Source organism: Streptomyces sp. NPDC036815, assembly GCF_055609205.1.
This window is the reverse complement of the sequence record NZ_JBVJPW010000012.1, coordinates 1-15,780: the sequence shown is the minus strand read 5'-3', so window position 1 is coordinate 15,780 and position 15,780 is coordinate 1. Positions and strand designations below refer to the sequence as shown.

18 protein-coding genes are annotated in these 15,780 nt (G+C 73.3%); 13 read left to right on the top strand and 5 right to left on the bottom strand.

Going from position 1 to position 15,780, the window contains the following annotated elements:
* Entirely contained in the window at positions 1–813 is an 813-nt protein-coding gene (locus ACZ69I_RS23880) for a dienelactone hydrolase family protein (protein WP_470834434.1), read from the bottom strand.
* A gap of 63 nt (positions 814–876) precedes the next feature.
* Between ACZ69I_RS23880 and ACZ69I_RS23875 the strand changes: the two genes are divergently transcribed.
* Positions 877–2,295: a hypothetical protein gene (locus ACZ69I_RS23875; protein WP_470834432.1), complete on the top strand. Its 1,419-nt coding sequence runs from the start codon at positions 877–879 to the stop codon at positions 2,293–2,295.
* A gap of 43 nt (positions 2,296–2,338) precedes the next feature.
* A complete protein-coding gene (locus tag ACZ69I_RS23870; protein ID WP_470834431.1) occupies positions 2,339–3,106 on the top strand; it encodes a hypothetical protein in 768 nt (255 codons plus the stop codon).
* Position 3,107: 1 nt separating this feature from the next.
* Here the strand turns inward: ACZ69I_RS23870 and ACZ69I_RS23865 are convergent, their stop codons facing one another.
* Positions 3,108–3,518 carry an NUDIX hydrolase gene (locus tag ACZ69I_RS23865; RefSeq protein ID WP_467678243.1) on the bottom strand — a complete coding sequence of 137 codons (411 nt, stop codon included), beginning with the start codon at positions 3,516–3,518 and terminating at the stop codon, positions 3,108–3,110.
* 216 nt (positions 3,519–3,734) lie between these two features.
* On the opposite strand from ACZ69I_RS23865, the gene ACZ69I_RS23860 reads away from it, so the two are divergent.
* Positions 3,735–4,154, top strand: coding sequence for a VOC family protein (locus ACZ69I_RS23860; RefSeq protein ID WP_470834430.1), 420 nt, complete (start codon positions 3,735–3,737; stop codon positions 4,152–4,154).
* Here the strand turns inward: ACZ69I_RS23860 and ACZ69I_RS23855 are convergent.
* Together ACZ69I_RS23855 and ACZ69I_RS23850 are read right to left on the bottom strand one after the other, a co-directional pair.
* On the bottom strand, positions 4,151–4,870 hold the full coding sequence (locus ACZ69I_RS23855; protein WP_470834428.1) for a helix-turn-helix domain-containing protein: 720 nt from the start codon (positions 4,868–4,870) through the stop codon (positions 4,151–4,153). The two genes, ACZ69I_RS23860 and ACZ69I_RS23855, sit on opposite strands and share 4 nt — an antisense overlap.
* A 25-nt stretch (positions 4,871–4,895) precedes the next feature.
* A complete protein-coding gene (locus tag ACZ69I_RS23850; RefSeq protein WP_470834426.1) occupies positions 4,896–5,834 on the bottom strand; it encodes an AraC family transcriptional regulator in 939 nt (312 codons plus the stop codon).
* Positions 5,835–5,914: 80 nt separating this feature from the next.
* Here ACZ69I_RS23850 and ACZ69I_RS23845 point away from each other — a divergent pair, with 80 nt between their 5' ends.
* Positions 5,915–6,772, top strand: a complete 858-nt coding sequence (locus ACZ69I_RS23845) for an NAD(P)H-binding protein (protein WP_470834425.1) — start codon at positions 5,915–5,917, stop codon at positions 6,770–6,772.
* Positions 6,773–6,823: 51 nt separating this feature from the next.
* Here ACZ69I_RS23845 and ACZ69I_RS23840 read toward each other — a convergent pair whose 3' ends face one another.
* A complete protein-coding gene (locus ACZ69I_RS23840) occupies positions 6,824–8,011 on the bottom strand; it encodes a YihY/virulence factor BrkB family protein (RefSeq protein WP_467678234.1) in 1,188 nt (395 codons plus the stop codon).
* Between the two features lie 17 nt (positions 8,012–8,028).
* Between ACZ69I_RS23840 and ACZ69I_RS23835 the strand changes: the two genes are divergently transcribed.
* From ACZ69I_RS23835 to ACZ69I_RS23795, 9 genes are all read left to right on the top strand, one after another.
* Positions 8,029–9,669 (top strand): acyl-CoA dehydrogenase family protein, encoded by a 1,641-nt coding sequence (locus ACZ69I_RS23835; protein ID WP_467678232.1) that lies wholly within the window; start codon positions 8,029–8,031, stop codon positions 9,667–9,669.
* A gap of 257 nt (positions 9,670–9,926) precedes the next feature.
* Positions 9,927–11,225, top strand: a complete 1,299-nt coding sequence (locus ACZ69I_RS23830) for a GAF domain-containing protein (RefSeq protein WP_470834423.1) — start codon at positions 9,927–9,929, stop codon at positions 11,223–11,225.
* 70 nt (positions 11,226–11,295) lie between these two features.
* Positions 11,296–11,883 (top strand): GNAT family N-acetyltransferase, encoded by a 588-nt coding sequence (locus ACZ69I_RS23825; protein WP_467678228.1) that lies wholly within the window; start codon positions 11,296–11,298, stop codon positions 11,881–11,883.
* A 122-nt stretch (positions 11,884–12,005) separates the two neighbouring features.
* Positions 12,006–12,089 carry a putative leader peptide gene (locus ACZ69I_RS23820; RefSeq protein ID WP_330166862.1) on the top strand — a complete coding sequence of 28 codons (84 nt, stop codon included), beginning with the start codon at positions 12,006–12,008 and terminating at the stop codon, positions 12,087–12,089.
* Positions 12,090–12,236: 147 nt separating this feature from the next.
* Entirely contained in the window at positions 12,237–13,934 is a 1,698-nt protein-coding gene (locus ACZ69I_RS23815) for a nitrite/sulfite reductase (RefSeq protein WP_467678226.1), read from the top strand.
* The gene (locus ACZ69I_RS23810; RefSeq protein WP_361724557.1) at positions 13,931–14,110 is read left to right on the top strand and encodes a hypothetical protein; all 180 of its coding nucleotides are present in this window, start codon (positions 13,931–13,933) and stop codon (positions 14,108–14,110) included. Before ACZ69I_RS23815 ends, ACZ69I_RS23810 begins: the two co-directional genes overlap by 4 nt.
* Positions 14,107–14,823, top strand: a complete 717-nt coding sequence (locus ACZ69I_RS23805; RefSeq protein WP_470834422.1) for a phosphoadenylyl-sulfate reductase — start codon at positions 14,107–14,109, stop codon at positions 14,821–14,823. The genes ACZ69I_RS23810 and ACZ69I_RS23805 overlap by 4 nt, the downstream gene beginning before the upstream one ends.
* Positions 14,820–15,434 carry an adenylyl-sulfate kinase gene (gene cysC, locus ACZ69I_RS23800; RefSeq protein ID WP_470834421.1) on the top strand — a complete coding sequence of 205 codons (615 nt, stop codon included), beginning with the start codon at positions 14,820–14,822 and terminating at the stop codon, positions 15,432–15,434. The genes ACZ69I_RS23805 and cysC overlap by 4 nt, the downstream gene beginning before the upstream one ends.
* Positions 15,431–15,780, top strand: a 350-nt coding sequence (locus ACZ69I_RS23795; RefSeq protein ID WP_470834419.1) for a phosphoadenosine phosphosulfate reductase domain-containing protein, incomplete at its 3' end; no start/stop codon positions are given. The genes cysC and ACZ69I_RS23795, both read left to right, overlap by 4 nt.

Below are 15,780 nucleotides of genomic sequence, written 5' to 3'. Positions count from 1 at the left end.
TCAGCCGGCGGGGGCCAGACGCTCCCGCAGAAACGCGGCGACCCGCTCGCGCGCGGCGTACGCGGGGTGGCCGGGCACCTCGCGGACCTCCTCCGTGAGGACGGAGTGCGCCGATTTGGCGAAGCCCGCCTCGTTGCCGGGCGACGAGTCCAGCTCGATGACCTCGAACGCGTCGCCGAGGTGGCGGCGCAGCGTGGCGAAGCGGTCGCCCGGGGCCAGTTTGTCCTCGCTGAAGCGCAGCCCGAGCGCGCACAGGCCCTCGTTCTTGGTGCGGGCCACGACCGTGTCGAACTCGGCGCGGGACATGCCCGCGTCGACCCGGCGGCCACGGCTGACGGGCAGCGGCACCGAGGGCTGGCTGACCACGGGCGCGAGGACGGCCTCCTCCGTGGCGGCGGCCAGCGCGAAGCCGCCCGTGAAGCACATGCCGATGACGCCGACGCCCGGGGCCGGGGTGCGGGCCGCCAGGTCGCGGGCGAGGCAGCGCAGGTAATCCGCGAAGGGGCGCCGGGCGTCGGTGGCGAAGGCGCGGAACTCGGCGGAGACGCAGAGCCGGGGGAAGACGCCCAGCATGTACGGCGTCGAGACCGGCCTGCCCGGTTCGCCGAAGGGGGACGGGATCGCCACGGTGAAGCCCTGTTTCACCAGGTATTCACCGAGCCCGAGCACGCCCGGATGTACTCCGGGCATTTCGGGAACCAGGACGACGCCGGGGCCTGTCCCCTTCTCATAGACATCATGCGTGATGCTCGCCCCGGTGAACGGGGACTTGGTCCAGCCGGTGAGGTCCGCTGTCGGTTCCGAACCGGGCACGGTGCTCACTCCCTTTCGTCACAAGTGTCTTATGGGTAAGTGGAGTTCATGCCTACAGCACCCATGCGCGGAAGCACAGACCCCGCCCGGCACCCCGTGCCGCCCGAGCCACCGCCCGCGCCGCGGCCGGGGCGCCTCGTGGCGTGGCTGGGCAGACTCGCCCCCGCCGCCGTGGGGTACGGCGTGTTCCAGGCGCTGGTGGGGCTGCTGCCCGCCGGGCTCTTCCCGGACCCGGCCCGCTACTCGCTCGCCGTGGTCAGCGGTCTCGGGACGGGGGTCTCCGCCTGGCTGGCCGGCGCGCTGCTGCGGGCCAGGGCGGCCGCGGCGGACGACGGCACGGCCGGCGGCCTGGACGGCGTGCCCTCGCCCCGGCGCGGCTCTGCGGGCGCCGCGGCACCGGGTGCGGGGGCCTCGGTGCCGGGTCCGCTGCCGGGTCTTTCCACCGCCACGTACGCCGCCCTCGTGGAGCGCCTCACGGTCTTCGACGACGCGCCGCGCGGCCGCCTCACCGGCTGGTCGCACGCCCTCGACGAGCAGCCGCTGCCGGTCCGGCCGACCCCGACCGGCACCGCGTACGGACTGCACATCGCCCTCGAACTCGGCATGCCCGACGGACGGTTGCGAACGCCCGAGCTCGTGGAGACGCTGTGGCGGCTGCGGCTGCCCGAGGGCGGCTGGTCGGCCCGTTCGCAGGGCGCGGTGGGGCGGCCCGAGGTGACCGCCCTGGTGCTCGGCGCGCTCGCCAGGGCGGGCGCCGACGCCCGGCTCCTCGCCACGGAGGCGGAGCGGTGCACGGAGCGTTTCACCCGCGAACTGGAGCCCGCGGGCGCGGAGCTGACCCATGTCGTCACGACGGTGCTGCGTGGGCTGCTGCGCGCCGCGCCCGATTCGCCCGCCCTGCCGGTCCTGCGGGACGCCCTCGTCGACGGGGCCGTCACCGATCCGGCGCGCGGCCACCGGCGCTGCTGGGGTTCGCGTCTCACTCCGCCGCGCGGCCGGACGGTGGCGCCCTCGGCCGTGCACACGGCGCAGGCCGTCGTCGCCCTCGACCGGGCGGCCCGGGTGCTCGGCGAGGACGCGAACGCCCGCGCCACGCGCGAGGAGGGCATCCGCTGGCTGCTCTCCTGTCCCGGGCCCGCGCACGACGGCTGCGACGACCTGGAGAGCGGCCACGAGACGGTGCGCAGGCCGCACCCCGTCGACGCGTCGCGCTCGGAGGTGCTGGCCGTGCGGCACTTCGCGGCGGCCTGGGTGGTACGGGCGCTGCTCACCCCGGACGCCCCGGCGGTCGCCGCCGACGAGGGCCGGGAGGCGGTGTGGCAGGAGATGCTGTCGGGCGCGGCCGCGTCCGTGTGGCGCCAGCAGGAGAACGGGATCTGGACGTGGGACGGGGCCGATCTCGCCTACCCGCTGTGGATGACCTATCAAGGCCTTTCCGCGCTGCGGGCACATGCCGTATGGATGTATCAGCCGGGGGTCTGAGCCCCCGGCGCGGCGCGTGCGCGCGGACGAGGGGGAGGGTGCGGTGGGTGGTCGGCACGTCCACGACGCCAGGCGGTTCCTGCGGGAGACCCTCGACGGGACCGGCGGGGACGAACTGGTGGGGGCCGCCCGCGGGGCCGTGGCCGAACTGGCCGCCCCCGCCGCCCTGTTGCCGCTGATCCGCGAGCTGGCGGCGGGGGCCGGCGACCCGTCGGGGTGCGCGCTCCTCTCGTACCGCCACGTCCTCGGCTTCGACAAGCTGCTGCTGATCGACGGCGGTCCCCGGCACATGCTGCGCGCCCATGTGTGGCACCCCGGCCGGGGCACGCAGGAAGACATCCACAACCACCGTTCGCCGCTGGCCTCCTGTGTGGTGCGGGGCGCGCTCGGCATGGAGCTGTACGAGCCCGTGTCCGCCGCCACGGCCGCCTCCTCGGACGAGGGGATCGACACGGCCTGGTACCGGGAGTCCCTCTCCGGCGAGGAGGGCGACTGGCTCCTGGAGCCCGCGGGCGGGGCACGGCTGCGTCTGACGCAGACCGCGCGCTACGCGGCGGGGAGCGGCTACGCGCTGCCGCCGCACGTCCTGCACCGCGCCTGGTGCGCCTCGTCGGGCACGACGGTCACGCTGTTCCTGGAGACGGGGGCGGGGCGGCGGCGCTACACGGACGTGTTCGCCGGGCCCGGTGCGGACACGGGCGGCGCGGGCACGGCCGGCGCGGACCTGTCGGGGCGCGCGGTCGCGAAGAAGCCTCTGGAGGTGCGGGACTATCTGGCGGAGCTCTCGGCGCTTGCCGAGCTGCTCGGCTGAGTCAGCCGAAGGCCTGGCGGACGATGTCGCGGTTGTAGTCGTCGATCTCGACGGTGCCGAGCTCGGCCGGGGCGAGCCAGCGGTGCCGTTGGTCGGGCAGCGGCAGCGTCACGTCGAAGGTGAGGGGGCGGACCAGGAAGTTGTCCTGCCAGTTCTTCACCTCGTGGCCGCGGTAGGTACTGACGAAGGAGGATTCGCCGACCTTGCGGAGCACGTGCCCGAGCAGTCCGGTCTCTTCCTTGAGCTCTCTGAGGACGCCGTCACGGGGACTCTCGTCCGGCTCCAGCTTCCCGCACGGTACGCCCCACACGCCGGGCAGGAACCGCTCGGTCTCGCTGCGTCGCACGAGCAGCACGCGGCCGCGGAACGCCACGACGGCCGCCGCGAGCCGGTTGTCACCGGGATAGTCCATGCCTTCCAACGTAGCGGGGATCGGGGGGCCGGGACAGTCGGGGCAGCGGGCATCGGCCACCGTTTCGCGTTCTCCCTGGTCGGGCTCGACCGGAACGTAGACGTCCGTCAACCGAGTGCCGTAGGCCGTCACCCACACGCGTCGGCACGGCCCGTGGCCGCCCGGGTGTCCGTTTTCTTCAAGACCCGGCGCGGGGCCGCTGCCTACGCTGCGGGCATGGACAGCACACCGACTTCCCCCGTTCCCCGGTTCGACCTGATCGGCCTGGTCGTCTCGGACATGAGCGCCTCACTCGCCTTCTACCGCAGGCTGGGCCTGGAGTTCCCCGAGGACGCGGAGAGCGCGCCGCACACCGAGGCGGCGCTCCCCGGCGGCCTGCGCATCGCCTTCGACACGGAGGAGACCATCCGGTCCTTCTCCCCCGACTGGCGGGCCCCCGCCGACGCGGGCCGGATCGGGCTCGCCTTCCACTGCGGCACCGCCGCCGGGGTCGACGCGGCGTTCGCGGACATGACGGGCGCCGGGTACGCGGGTGAGCTCAAGCCGTTCGACGCGGTCTGGGGCCAGCGGTACGCCGTCGTGCTCGACCCGGACGGCAACGGAGTCGACCTCTTCGCCCCGCTGGAGTCGAGCTAGGCGCGCTCGCCCAGCAGCTCGCCCAGCGGCATCCCGGTGAACTCCTTGACGTCGCGGGCGAGATGGGCCTGGTCGGCGAAGCCCGCGACGGCCGCCGTGTCCGCGTACGGCAGGCCTGCGCGGGCGAGGGCGAGCGCGCGCTGCAGGCGCAGTACCCGGGCGAGCATCTTGGGGCCGTAGCCGAACGCGTGCAGGGAACGGCGGTGCAGCAGGCGGGCGTTGATCCCGGCGGCCGCGGCGGTCCGCGCGACGGTGCGGCCCGCGCTCAGGTCCCCGACGACCCGGGCGAGCAGCGGATCGGGCGGCTCGGCGTCGGCGGCCCGGTCCAGCGCGACCGCTTCGAGGGCGGTCACCGGATCGCCCGCGCCGTCCACCCGCGCGAGGAGGCGGCGCACCAGGGGAGCGCTCCACAGGTCCTCCAACTCCACGCGCCGGTCCCGCAGTTCATGAGCGGGTACGCCGAGGAAGGCGGGGGCGGTGCCGGGGTGGAAGCGGATGCCCACGCAGCGGCCGCCGACGTCTGCGGCGCCCGGAACGTGGGCGCGCGTGTCCGGGCCCGCGACGAACAGCCGGCCCTCGGTCCAGAGCAGGTCCATGCAGCCGTCGGGCAGCACCGGACGGCTGCCGCCGGGTCCTTCCGTGAGCGTGCGGGTCCACACGACCGCACCGGTCAGCCGGGACGGCCGCTCCCGGTACCCGCCGGTCGCTTCGGCCACGGGACGAGGCTACGCCGGGCCGCCCTCACGCCGCCCGCGTGCGGTGGTCCTGCGGGCTGACCCCGTACACCCGCTTGAAGGCGCCGGACAGCGCGAACGCGCTGCCGTACCCGACGCGGCGGGCTATCGAGCCGATGGTCAGCTCGCTGTCGCGCAGCAGGTCCGCGGCGAGGGCGAGGCGCCAGTTGGTCAGGTACGTCATCGGGGGCTCCCCCACCAGGCCGGCGAACCGCCGGGCCAGCGCGGCCCGCGAGACGCCGGCCTTCGCCGCGAGGTCCGCGATGGTCCAGGGGTGGGCCGGGTCGTCCTGGAGCAGCCGCAGGGCGTGGCCCACGACCGGGTCGCCCATCGCCCGGTACCAGGCGGGGGCCGCCGCCTCGGGGCGGGAGAACCAGGCGCGCAGCGCGGCGATCAGGAGCAGGTCGAGGAGCCGGTCGAGGACGACGGCCTGGCCCGGCTCGTCCCTGCCGAGCTCGTCGGCGACCAGCGGGGTGAGCGGGCACTCCCAGACGTCGCCGGGCAGGACGAGCAGCGGCGGCAGCGCGTCGAGGAGGCGGCCGGTGATCTCCCCGCGCATCTGGTAGGTGCCGATCAGCATCTCCACGGAGCTGTCCGGCGACTCGCCCCAGGCGCGCAGGCCGAGGTCCCGGTACTTGTCGGGGGGCGTGGCGCCCAGCGGCACACAGCGCTCGCCCGGCCTGATCTCGGCGAAGGGCGCGGTGGCGGGGTCGTCGGCACAGGTGTAGTGGCCGGGGCCGCGGGCGATGGCGAGGTCGCCGGGGCGGATCCGCTGGGCGGGCGCCCCGCCCTGGGGGACGATGCAGGCGGTGCCGCGCACCATGACCATGACCGACAGGGGTGCTTCGTCCGCGATGCGGACGGACCAGGGCGGGTCGAAGAGCGCGCGGATCATGAAGGCTCCCCGGGCGCGCGGCCCCTCCAGAAGTCCCGCGAGTACGTCCATGACGGCAGCGTAGACGCACGCGTATGGCCGTGAGCTCCTCGGCGATGGTTCCGTGACCTGCGCGGCAGTTCACTGAAGCCATGACGACGAACACGGCGGACACGCCGCACACGGCAGGCATGACGGTTCTGGTGACGGGCGCGACCGGGCGGGTGGGGCGCAGGGTGGTGGGGTCCGCCGAGGCGGCGGGGCTCACGGTGCGGGCGGCCTCGCGGTCCGGCGCGGTGCGGTTCGACTGGGCGGACCGGTCGACGTGGGAGGGCGCTCTGCGGGGCGTGGACGCGGCGCACCTCGCGTATCTGCCGGACGTCGGGGCGCCCGGCGCGGCGGAGACGGTCGGCGCGTTCGCCCGGCAGGCGGTGGAGCTCGGCGTGCGGCGGCTCACGCTGCTCTCGGCGCGGGGCGAGCACCAGGCGCACGCGACGGAGCGGGCCGTGCGGGAGGCGGGCGCGCGGTGGACGGTCGTGCGGGCCGCGTGGTTCGCGCAGAACCTCAGCGAGGGGCCGCTCCTGGACGGGATGCGGGGCGGGGAGCTGGTCTTCCCCGGCGGCGAGGTCCTGGAGCCGTTCATCGACGCGCGGGACGTCGCGGACGTGGTGGTGGCCGCGCTGACCGGCGGCGACCGGTTCGCGGAGAGGACCCTCGACCTCACCGGGCCCCGGCTCCTGTCGTTCCGGCAGGCGGTGGCGGAGGTCGCGGCGGCCGCGGGGCGGGAGATCGCGTACGTACCGGTGTCGGCGCGCGACTACGGGGCCGCGCTCGCGGAGTTCGGGGTTCCGGCGGCGGAGGCGGAGTTCCTGACCGAGCTGTTCGAAACGAACCTGGACGGCCGCAACGCGAAGGTCTCCGAGGAGGTGCGCGCAGTGCTGGGCCGGGCCCCACGGGACTTCGCGGACTTCGCGCGGGAACAGGCCGAGGCGGGCACCTGGAAGAGGTGAGGCCGGGCCCCGCGGGGCGAGGTCCCGGGGCTCCGCCCCGGACCCCGCTCCTCAGTCGCCGGAGGGGGTCTTCCCTCCGCTCCCCGTGTTGTTCCGCTTCGCGTGTTTCGCCTGCTTCGTGGGTTTCGCGGGCGTCCGCAGCCGCGACGACACGTCGTCCGGCGGCAGGAAGCGCGACCAGCGCTCGGGGAACTCGGACGGCATCATCGGGTCGTCCGGGTCGTCGAGGTCCGCCATCGCCTCGCGGGCGGCGGCCGCGCGGGCCACCACCTCCGCGGCCTGGGCCTCCCTTATCCGGTCGTTGGCGGCGCGCGCCGCGGCCGTCGCCACGGACGGCCAGACCCGGTCGATGGCCGCGTTGACGGCGGCGCCGACCAGGACCGCGAACGCCGAGACGCCGATCCACAGCAGCACCGCGACCGGGGCCGCGAGCGAGCCGTAGATGGTGGGGCCCTCCACCGTGCTGGTGAGGTAGATGCGGAGCAGGAAGCTGCCGAGCACCCACATGGCGAGCGCGATCAGGGCGCCCGGCATATCCTCCACCCACGGCGAGCGCACCGGCACGGACACGTGGTACAGCGTGGTCAGGAAGACCACGGAGAGGATGACGACGACCGGCCAGTAGAGGATCTGGACCACGGTCGTGGACCCCGGCAGCAGGTTCACCACCGCGTCCGGACCCGCCACCATCAGCGGCAGCGCGACCGAGCCGATGAGCAGCGCCACGATGAACAGGCCGAAGGCGAGCATGCGGGTCTTGACGATGCCGCGCACGCCGTCGAGGCCGTACATCACCGTGATGGTGTCGATGAAGACGTTCACGGCGCGCGAGCCGGACCACAGAGCGAAGAGGAAGCCGATCGAGATGACGTCGGGCCGGCTGACCCGCAGCACGTCCGCCAGTATCGGCTCCGCGATCTGGCTGACGCCCTTGTCGGAGAGGACCGTGCGGGACGCCTCCAGGATGTTGTTCTGGACGCTCGTGATGGTGTCCGCGCCGGTCCACCGGTCGACGTAGGCGAGCAGTCCGATCAGGCTCAGGAGCAGCGGCGGCACGGAGAGCAGCGTGAAGAACGCCGCCTCGGCCGCGAGCCCCAGGATGCGGTACTCGACGCACGAGTTGACGGTGTCCTTGAGCAGCAGCCAGGCGGTCCTGCGCTTCGAGACGTTCCGGTAGAGAGCGCGGGCCCGATTCCAACGGCCCGACGGCCGCCCGGGTGTTTCTTTTGCCTGGTGCACCTCCTTACCGTAGCGGCATGGCAGCCAGCACCCACACAGTGACCAACCAGGCTCCGCCCCTGGTGGGATATGACGTATTCACGTCCGACCGGGCCCTCGTGGAGGGCGTCGAGCGGCATCTGGACCCGGCGCTCCTGGATTCCGCTCGCGACGAACTCGCCCTGCTCGGCCGCTCCGCGGGCTCCGCCCAGGCACAGAGGTGGGGAGATCAGGCCAATGAGAATCCTCCCGTTCTGCACACCCATGACCGCTACGGGAACCGGATCGACGAGGTCGACTTCCACCCGGCGTGGCACCGGCTGCTCGGCAAGGCCGTCTCCGCGGGGCTGACCGCGGCCTGGTCGCGGCCGGGCGGGCACGTGCGGCGGGCCGCCGGATTCCTGGTGTGGACGCAGGCCGAAGGGGGGCACGGCTGCCCCGTCTCGATGACGCACGCGGCGGTGCCCGCGCTGCGCGCCGATCCCGCCCTCGCCGCCGAGTGGGAGCCGCGGCTCACCTCGACCGTGTACGACGAAGGGCTGCGCCCGGCCGCGCAGAAGGCCGGTGTGCTCTTCGGGATGGGCATGACGGAGAAGCAGGGCGGCAGCGACGTACGGGCCAACACGACGCGGGCTCAGGCGCTCGCGGAGGACGGGACGTACGCGCTGACCGGCCACAAGTGGTTCTGCTCCGCGCCGATGTCGGACGGGTTCCTGGTGCTCGCGCAGGCCGGGCAGGGGCTGACCTGTTTCCTGGTGCCGCGCGTCCTGGAGGACGGTTCGCGCAACGCCTTCGCCATCCAGCGCCTCAAGGACAAGCTGGGCAACAAGTCCAACGCGTCGAGCGAGGTGGAGTTCGACGGGACGTGGGCGCGCCGGGTCGGGGACGAGGGGCGCGGGGTGCGCACCATCATCGAGATGGTGGCGGCGACCCGGCTCGACTGCGTGATCGGTTCGGCGGCGCTGATGCGGCAGGCCGTGGCGCAGGCGGTGCATCACGCCACGTACCGGGAGGCGTTCGGCGGCAAGCTGGTCGACAAGCCGTTGATGCGCAACGTACTGGCCGATCTGGCCCTGGAGTCCGAGGCGGCCACGACGCTCGCGCTGCGGCTCGCCGCGGCGTACGACGACGGCAGCGAGCAGGAGCAGGCGTTCCTGCGGCTCGCGGTGCCGGCCGCGAAGTACTGGGTGACCAAGCGGTGCACGCCGCTGGTCGGCGAGGCGCTGGAGTGCCTGGGCGGCAACGGCTACGTGGAGGAGTCGGGCATGCCGCGGCTGCTGCGCGAGGCGCCGCTCAACTCCATCTGGGAGGGCTCGGGGAACGTCCAGGCGCTCGATGTGCTGCGGGCGCTGCAGCGTGAGCCGCTGGCCCTGAACGCGTTCCTCCAAGAGGTCGGCGCGGCACGCGGCGCCGACCACCGTCTGGACGGCGCGATCAAGGGCCTGCTGACCGAACTGGCCGACCTGGACGGCATCGAGGCGCGCGGCCGGCGCCTGGTGGAGCGGATGGCGCTGGTGCTCCAGGGGTCGCTGCTCGTGCGGTACGCGCCCGCGGAGGTCGCCGACGCGTTCTGCGCGTCGCGGCTCGGCGGGGACTGGGGCGCGGCCTTCGGCACGCTGCCGCACAGTCTGGATCTGGCCTCGGTGGTGGCGCGCGCCACGCCCGGACTTCAGGCGTAGCGGCCGACACGGGGGTGGTGCTGCGCCGACACGGCACCACCCCCGTCTCTCAGGCCCCTTGAGGAGCGTGAACACCGCACGGGCGGTGTCGTGTCCACCCTCGGGCACCCCTCAGGCGTTGGCCAGAGTTGCAGGAGGTTGCAACGGGCGGCGGCGAGCGCCGGTTCATCGCCGATGCGTCACCCGGGGGCGTGCGCAGGGGGCACGATGAAATCCTGCTGCCGCACACTGGTCTGGCCGGAAAGGACCCAGTGGTCATGAACGCCCCGTCGACCGTAGATCTCGCGCGGATATCCGCCATGGACCTCCCGCACGCCGCGCGGCTCCTGGAGGGGGTGCGCGACGCCACGCTGTCCGGGCGGCGGCCGCAGCTCCTGCCGCGGCCGGTGATCGGCGACTCGTGGGGGCGGATGATGCTCGTCGGGGTCGACCCGGACCACGACTTCCGGTCCCCGCCGCTGGGCGAGGAGGAGCTGGCGGAGCGCCGCCGCGCCTCGCCGCTCGCCGAGATCCTGCCCGTCCTGCGCGACGCCCTGGTCTCCGTGGCGGACGCCGCGCAGCACATCATGGTCGTCAGCGACGCGGACGGGCGGGTGCTGTGGCGCGAGGGCAGCGCGTCGGTGCTGCGCAAGGCGGACTCGTTCGGCTTCGAGCTCGGGGCGGACTGGGCGGAGAGCGTGGTCGGCACGAACGGCATAGGCACTCCCCTGGTGGTGCGCCGTCCGGTGCAGGTCTTCTCCGCCGAGCACTTCGTGCGGACCCACCACCCGTGGACGTGCACGGGCGCCCCGGTGACCGATCCGCGCGACGGCAGGCTGCTCGGCGTGGTCGACGTCAGCGGCCCGCTGCGGACCGTCCATCCCGCCACGCTCGCCCTGGTCGACTCGGTGGCCAAGCTCGCCGAGGCCCGGCTGCGGGACCGGCACGTGACGGCGCTCGACCGGCTGCGCGCGGTGGCGGCCCCGCTCCTCGCGCGCCTCGACGGGCGGGCGCTCGCGGTGGACGTGCACGGCTGGACCGCCGCGGTGACGGGCATGGCCCCGGCGGACCGACTCGCCCTGCCCAAGGCCTTCGGTGCGGGCCGCACCTGGCTCCCCTCGCTGGGCTCCTGCCTGGTGGAGCCGTTGCCCGGCGGCTGGCTGCTGCGCGTGGACAGCCCCGGCGACGCGCCGCGGGCGCTCGCCGCGACCCGGCTCGTCCTGGACGTGAGCAGCCCGCGCCGGTGGACGCTCTCGGTGCTCGGCGGCGCCCGCGACTGGACCCACGACCTGAGTCCGCGCCACGCCGAACTGCTCTTCCTGCTCTGTACGTACCGCACGGGGCGCACCGCGTCGGGCCTGGCCGAGGACATGTTCGGCGATCCGGCCCGCACGGTGACGGTCCGCGCCGAACTCTCCCGGGTGCGCCGCTACTTGGGCGGCCTGCTCGCCCACCGGCCCTACCGCTTCCACGAGGACGTGGACGTCGACGTGGTCATGCCGGAGCGGCCGGTGGACCTGCTGCCCCACTCGACGGCACCGGCGGTCCGCGCGGCGCGGCGGGTGGCGGAGCCCTGAGAGCCTGCCTTCGAACCCCCGTCGGGCCCCGGGCTCGTGGCGCGCCGCGGCCCGTGATTCGCTGACCCGCATGAGCCTCACTGTCACCACGTGGTCCCTGGAGCAGACGTCGCCCGCCGACCTGGTCCCGGCCGCCGTGCCCGACGGCGACGTACGGATCGTGCGCGCCGAAGTGCCCTCGCCCGAATTCAGCCGGTTCCTGTACGCGTCCGTCGGCGGGGACATCCGCTGGACCGACCGGCTCTCCCTCACGTACGCCGAGTGGCAGAAACTGCTCGACCGGCCGGGCGTGGAGACCTGGGTCGCGTACGACCACGGGACGCCCGCGGGGTACGTCGAGCTGGCGGCGCGGGGCGAGCGGGGGGACGCGGCGGAGGGTGTCGTCGAGATCGTCTACTTCGGGCTGCTCCCCGCCTTCCGGGGGCGACGCATCGGCGGCCACCTCCTGTCGTACGCCACCGCGCGCGCCTGGGACCTGGCCGAGCGGTGGCCGGGGCTCGCGCCGACCGAGCGGGTCTGGCTGCACACCTGCTCCAAGGACGGCGAACACGCCATGGCCAACTATCAGCGGCGCGGCTTCCGGCTCTTCGACACGAAGGTGGAGCAGGAGCCCGACGTGGCCTCCCCGGGCCCGTGGCCGGGGGCGGAGCGCGACTGACCCCTTCCCGGCGCACGCGCGCCCCTGTGACCGGCGACACCCTTGTCCACGATGCGGGACAAGGGTGTCCACATTTTGGATAATGCTGGACTGGGCCGAAAGTCCCATGACACGCTTCCCGCATGGATCGCACTGGAATCGCCTTGGTGAGTCGACGTCACGTCGACCTCGGCCGCATGTCCAGCGCCATGTGTCCGGCTCGCTGATCGACTCAGCACCGCCGCTCCCCTCTCCCTGATTCCCCTCCCTGCGCAGCGCCGCGCGCGCATGTCCGGATGAGCCCTGCTCTCCCGGTCATGTGCCACATCCGCAGGTCAGAGCCGCTTTCTCGCTGCCCCGAAGGACGTACCACCATGGCCGCCACGCCGGAAAAGCCCGCCCCAGCCACGCCCCGCCGCAAGGCGAGCCGTCACCGCGGCGAGGGTCAGTGGGCCGTTGGTCACTTCACGCCGCTCAACGGCAATGAGCAGTTCAAGAAGGACGACGACGGTCTCAATGTGCGGACACGTATTGAGACGGTCTATTCGAAGCGTGGATTCGACTCCATCGACCCGAACGACCTGCGTGGGCGGATGCGCTGGTGGGGCCTCTACACCCAGCGCAAGCCCGGGATCGACGGCGGCAAGACCGCGATCCTGGAGCCGGAGGAGCTGGACGACGAGTACTTCATGCTCCGGGTGCGCGTCGACGGCGGCCGGCTGACCACCGAGCAGCTGCGGGTCATCGGCGAGGTCTCCCAGGAGTTCGCGCGCGGCACCGCCGACCTCACCGACCGGCAGAACATCCAGTACCACTGGATCCGCATCGAGGACGTTCCCGAGATCTGGCGCCGCCTGGAGGCCGTGGGACTCTCGACGACCGAGGCCTGCGGCGACACGCCCCGCGTGATCCTCGGCTCGCCCGTCGCCGGCGTCGCCGAGAACGAGATCATCGACGGCTCCCCCGCCATCGACGAGATACAGCGCCGCTTCATCGGCAATCCCGACTTCTCGAACCTGCCGCGCAAGTTCAAGACCGCGATCTCCGGCTCCCCGCAGCTCGACGTCGCGCACGAGATCAACGACGTCGCCTTCGTCGGCGTCCACCACCCCGAGCACGGCCCCGGCTTCGACCTGTGGGTGGGCGGCGGCCTGTCCACCAACCCCAAGCTCGGCGTGCGCCTGGGCGCCTGGGTGCCGCTCGACGAGGTGCCGGACGTGTTCGGCGGCGTCATCGGCATCTTCCGCGACTACGGCTACCGGCGCCTGCGCAACCGCGCCCGCCTGAAGTTCCTCGTCGCCGACTGGGGGCCGGAGAAGTTCCGGCAGATCCTCCAGGACGAGTACCTGCACCGGAAGCTGGTCGACGGGCCCGCCCCCGAGCAGCCCCCGGGTACCTGGCGCGACCACCTCGGCGTGCACCGGCAGAAGGACGGCCGCTTCTACGTCGGCTTCGCGCCCCGCGTCGGCCGGGTGGACGGCACCACCCTCACGAAGATCGCCGAGGTCGCTGACGCGCACGGTTCGGGCCGCCTGCGCACCACCGCCGAGCAGAAGATGATCGTGCTCGACGTCGAGCAGGAGCAGGTCGACTCGCTCGTCTCCGCCCTGGAGGCGCTCGACCTGCGGGTCAACGCCTCGCCCTTCCGGCGCGGCACCATGGCCTGCACCGGCATCGAGTTCTGCAAGCTCGCCATCGTCGAGACCAAGGCGCGCGGCGCCTCGCTCATCGACGAACTGGAGCGCCGCATCCCGGAGTTCGACCAGCCGATCACCATCAACATCAACGGCTGCCCCAACGCCTGCGCCCGCATCCAGGTCGCCGACATCGGCCTCAAGGGCCAGCTGGTCCTCGACGACGAGGGCAACCAGGTCGAGGGCTACCAGGTGCACCTGGGCGGCGCCCTCGGTCTGGACGCCGGCTTCGGCCGCAAGGTCCGCGGCCTGAAGGTCACCGCCACCGAGCTGCCCGACTACGTGGAGCGGGTCCTCAAGCGCTTCCAGGCGGAGCGCGAGGACGGCGAGCGCTTCGCCACCTGGACGGCCCGCGCGTCCGAGGAGGCCCTCAAGTGAGCGAGCGCGCCGCCCCCTTCCACTGCCCCTACTGCGGCGACGAGGACCTGCGTCCGAACGAGACCGGTCACGGCGCCTGGGAATGCGCGGCATGCAACCGGGCCTTTCAGCTGAAGTTCCTCGGGCTCCTCGCCCGGGGCGTTCAGCACACCAGTGGTGGAGGGGAGCAGATATGACGACCGCTCAGGGCCGACCGCGGCCTGCGGAGGCGGAGTTGAAGGCGCTCGCCGAGCGGGCCGGGCGCGACCTGGAGGACGCCTCGGCCCTGGAGGTCCTCCAGTGGGCCGCCGACACCTTCGGGGCACGGTTCTGCGTGACGTCCTCGATGGAGGACGCGGTCGTCGCCCACCTCGCCTCGCGGGCCATGCCCGGCGTCGACGTCGTGTTCCTCGACACCGGCTACCACTTCCCGGAGACCATCGGCACCCGCGACGCCGTCGAGGCCGTGATGGACGTCAACGTCATCACGCTGACCCCGCGGCAGTCCGTGGCCGAACAGGACGCCGAGTACGGGCCGAAGCTGCACGACCGCAACCCCGACCTGTGCTGCGCGCTGCGCAAGGTGCAGCCCCTGGAGGCCGGCCTCGAAGGGTACGAGGCCTGGGCCACCGGGCTGCGCCGCGACGAGTCGCCGACCCGCACGAACACCCCGGTCGTCGGCTGGGACGAGAAGCGCGGCAAGGTCAAGATCTCGCCGATCGCCCGCTGGAGCCAGGACGACGTCGACGCGTACGTCGCCGAGCACGGCATCCTCACCAACCCCCTCCTGATGGACGGTTACGGCTCGGTAGGCTGCGCTCCTTGCACGCGTCGCCTCCTGTCGGGCGAGGACGTGCGGGCCGGCCGCTGGGCCGGGAACACCAAGACCGAGTGCGGGATCCACGGATGACCGCGCCCCCGACTCAGCAGCAGCCCCAGACCCAGCAGCCCCAGACTCAGCAGCAACCGACCCGGGAGAACCACGTGACGACCGGAGCCACCGTCTGGCTCACCGGCCTGCCCAGCGCCGGCAAGACCACCATCGCGTACGAACTGGCGGGCCGGCTGCGCGCCGACGGCCGCCGCGTGGAGGTGCTCGACGGCGACGAGATCCGCGAGTTCCTCTCGGCGGGCCTCGGCTTCAGCCGCGAGGACCGGCACACCAACGTGCAGCGGATCGGGTTCGTCGCCGAACTCCTCGCCCGCAACGGCGTGCTGGCGCTCGTGCCGGTGATCGCGCCGTTCGCGGACAGCCGCGAGGCGGTGCGCAAGCGCCACCAGGCGACCGGCAGCGCGTACGTCGAGGTGCACGTCGCGACGCCCGTCGAAGTGTGCTCCGTGCGCGATGTGAAGGGCCTGTACGCCAAGCAGGCCGCGGGCGAGATATCCGGCCTCACCGGGGTCGACGACCCGTACGAGGAGCCTGACTCGCCCGATCTGCGCATCGAGTCGCAGGATCAGACCGTGCAGGAGTCCGCGGCGGCTCTCCACGCGCTGCTCACCGAGAGGGGTCTCGCATGACGACCGTCGTCGGCGTCTCCGAGGAGACCGACAGCCCGTACGCACTCAGCCACTTGGACGCGCTGGAGTCCGAGGCGGTGCACATCTTCCGTGAGGTGGCGGGGGAGTTCGAGCGGCCGGTGATCCTCTTCTCCGGTGGCAAGGACTCGATCCTGATGCTGCACCTGGCGCTGAAGGCGTTCGCCCCGGCGGCGGTGCCCTTCTCGCTGCTGCACGTGGACACCGGGCACAACTTCCCCGAGGTCCTGGACTACCGGGACCGGGTGGTGGCCGAGCACGGGCTGCGGCTGCACGTGGCCTCGGTGCAGGAGTACATCGACGCGGGCACGCTGCGCGAGCGCCCCGA

Bases quoted from the DNA above. Each gene is read 5' to 3' on its own strand.
- ACZ69I_RS23850 (WP_470834426.1), bottom strand. From the start codon at position 5,834: ATGGACGTACTCGCGGGACTTCTGGAGGGGCCGCGCGCCCGGGGAGCC.
- cysC (WP_470834421.1), top strand. From the start codon at position 14,820: ATGACCGCGCCCCCGACTCAGCAGCAGCCCCAGACCCAGCAGCCCCAG.
- ACZ69I_RS23825 (WP_467678228.1), top strand. From the start codon at position 11,296: ATGAGCCTCACTGTCACCACGTGGTCCCTGGAGCAGACGTCGCCCGCC.
- ACZ69I_RS23805 (WP_470834422.1), top strand. From the start codon at position 14,107: ATGACGACCGCTCAGGGCCGACCGCGGCCTGCGGAGGCGGAGTTGAAG.
- ACZ69I_RS23845 (WP_470834425.1), top strand. From the start codon at position 5,915: ATGACGACGAACACGGCGGACACGCCGCACACGGCAGGCATGACGGTT.
- ACZ69I_RS23830 (WP_470834423.1), top strand. From the start codon at position 9,927: ATGAACGCCCCGTCGACCGTAGATCTCGCGCGGATATCCGCCATGGAC.
- ACZ69I_RS23865 (WP_467678243.1), bottom strand. From the start codon at position 3,518: ATGGACTATCCCGGTGACAACCGGCTCGCGGCGGCCGTCGTGGCGTTC.
- ACZ69I_RS23835 (WP_467678232.1), top strand. From the start codon at position 8,029: ATGGCAGCCAGCACCCACACAGTGACCAACCAGGCTCCGCCCCTGGTG.
- ACZ69I_RS23820 (WP_330166862.1), top strand. From the start codon at position 12,006: ATGGATCGCACTGGAATCGCCTTGGTGAGTCGACGTCACGTCGACCTC.
- ACZ69I_RS23815 (WP_467678226.1), top strand. From the start codon at position 12,237: ATGGCCGCCACGCCGGAAAAGCCCGCCCCAGCCACGCCCCGCCGCAAG.
- ACZ69I_RS23860 (WP_470834430.1), top strand. From the start codon at position 3,735: ATGGACAGCACACCGACTTCCCCCGTTCCCCGGTTCGACCTGATCGGC.
- ACZ69I_RS23875 (WP_470834432.1), top strand. From the start codon at position 877: ATGCGCGGAAGCACAGACCCCGCCCGGCACCCCGTGCCGCCCGAGCCA.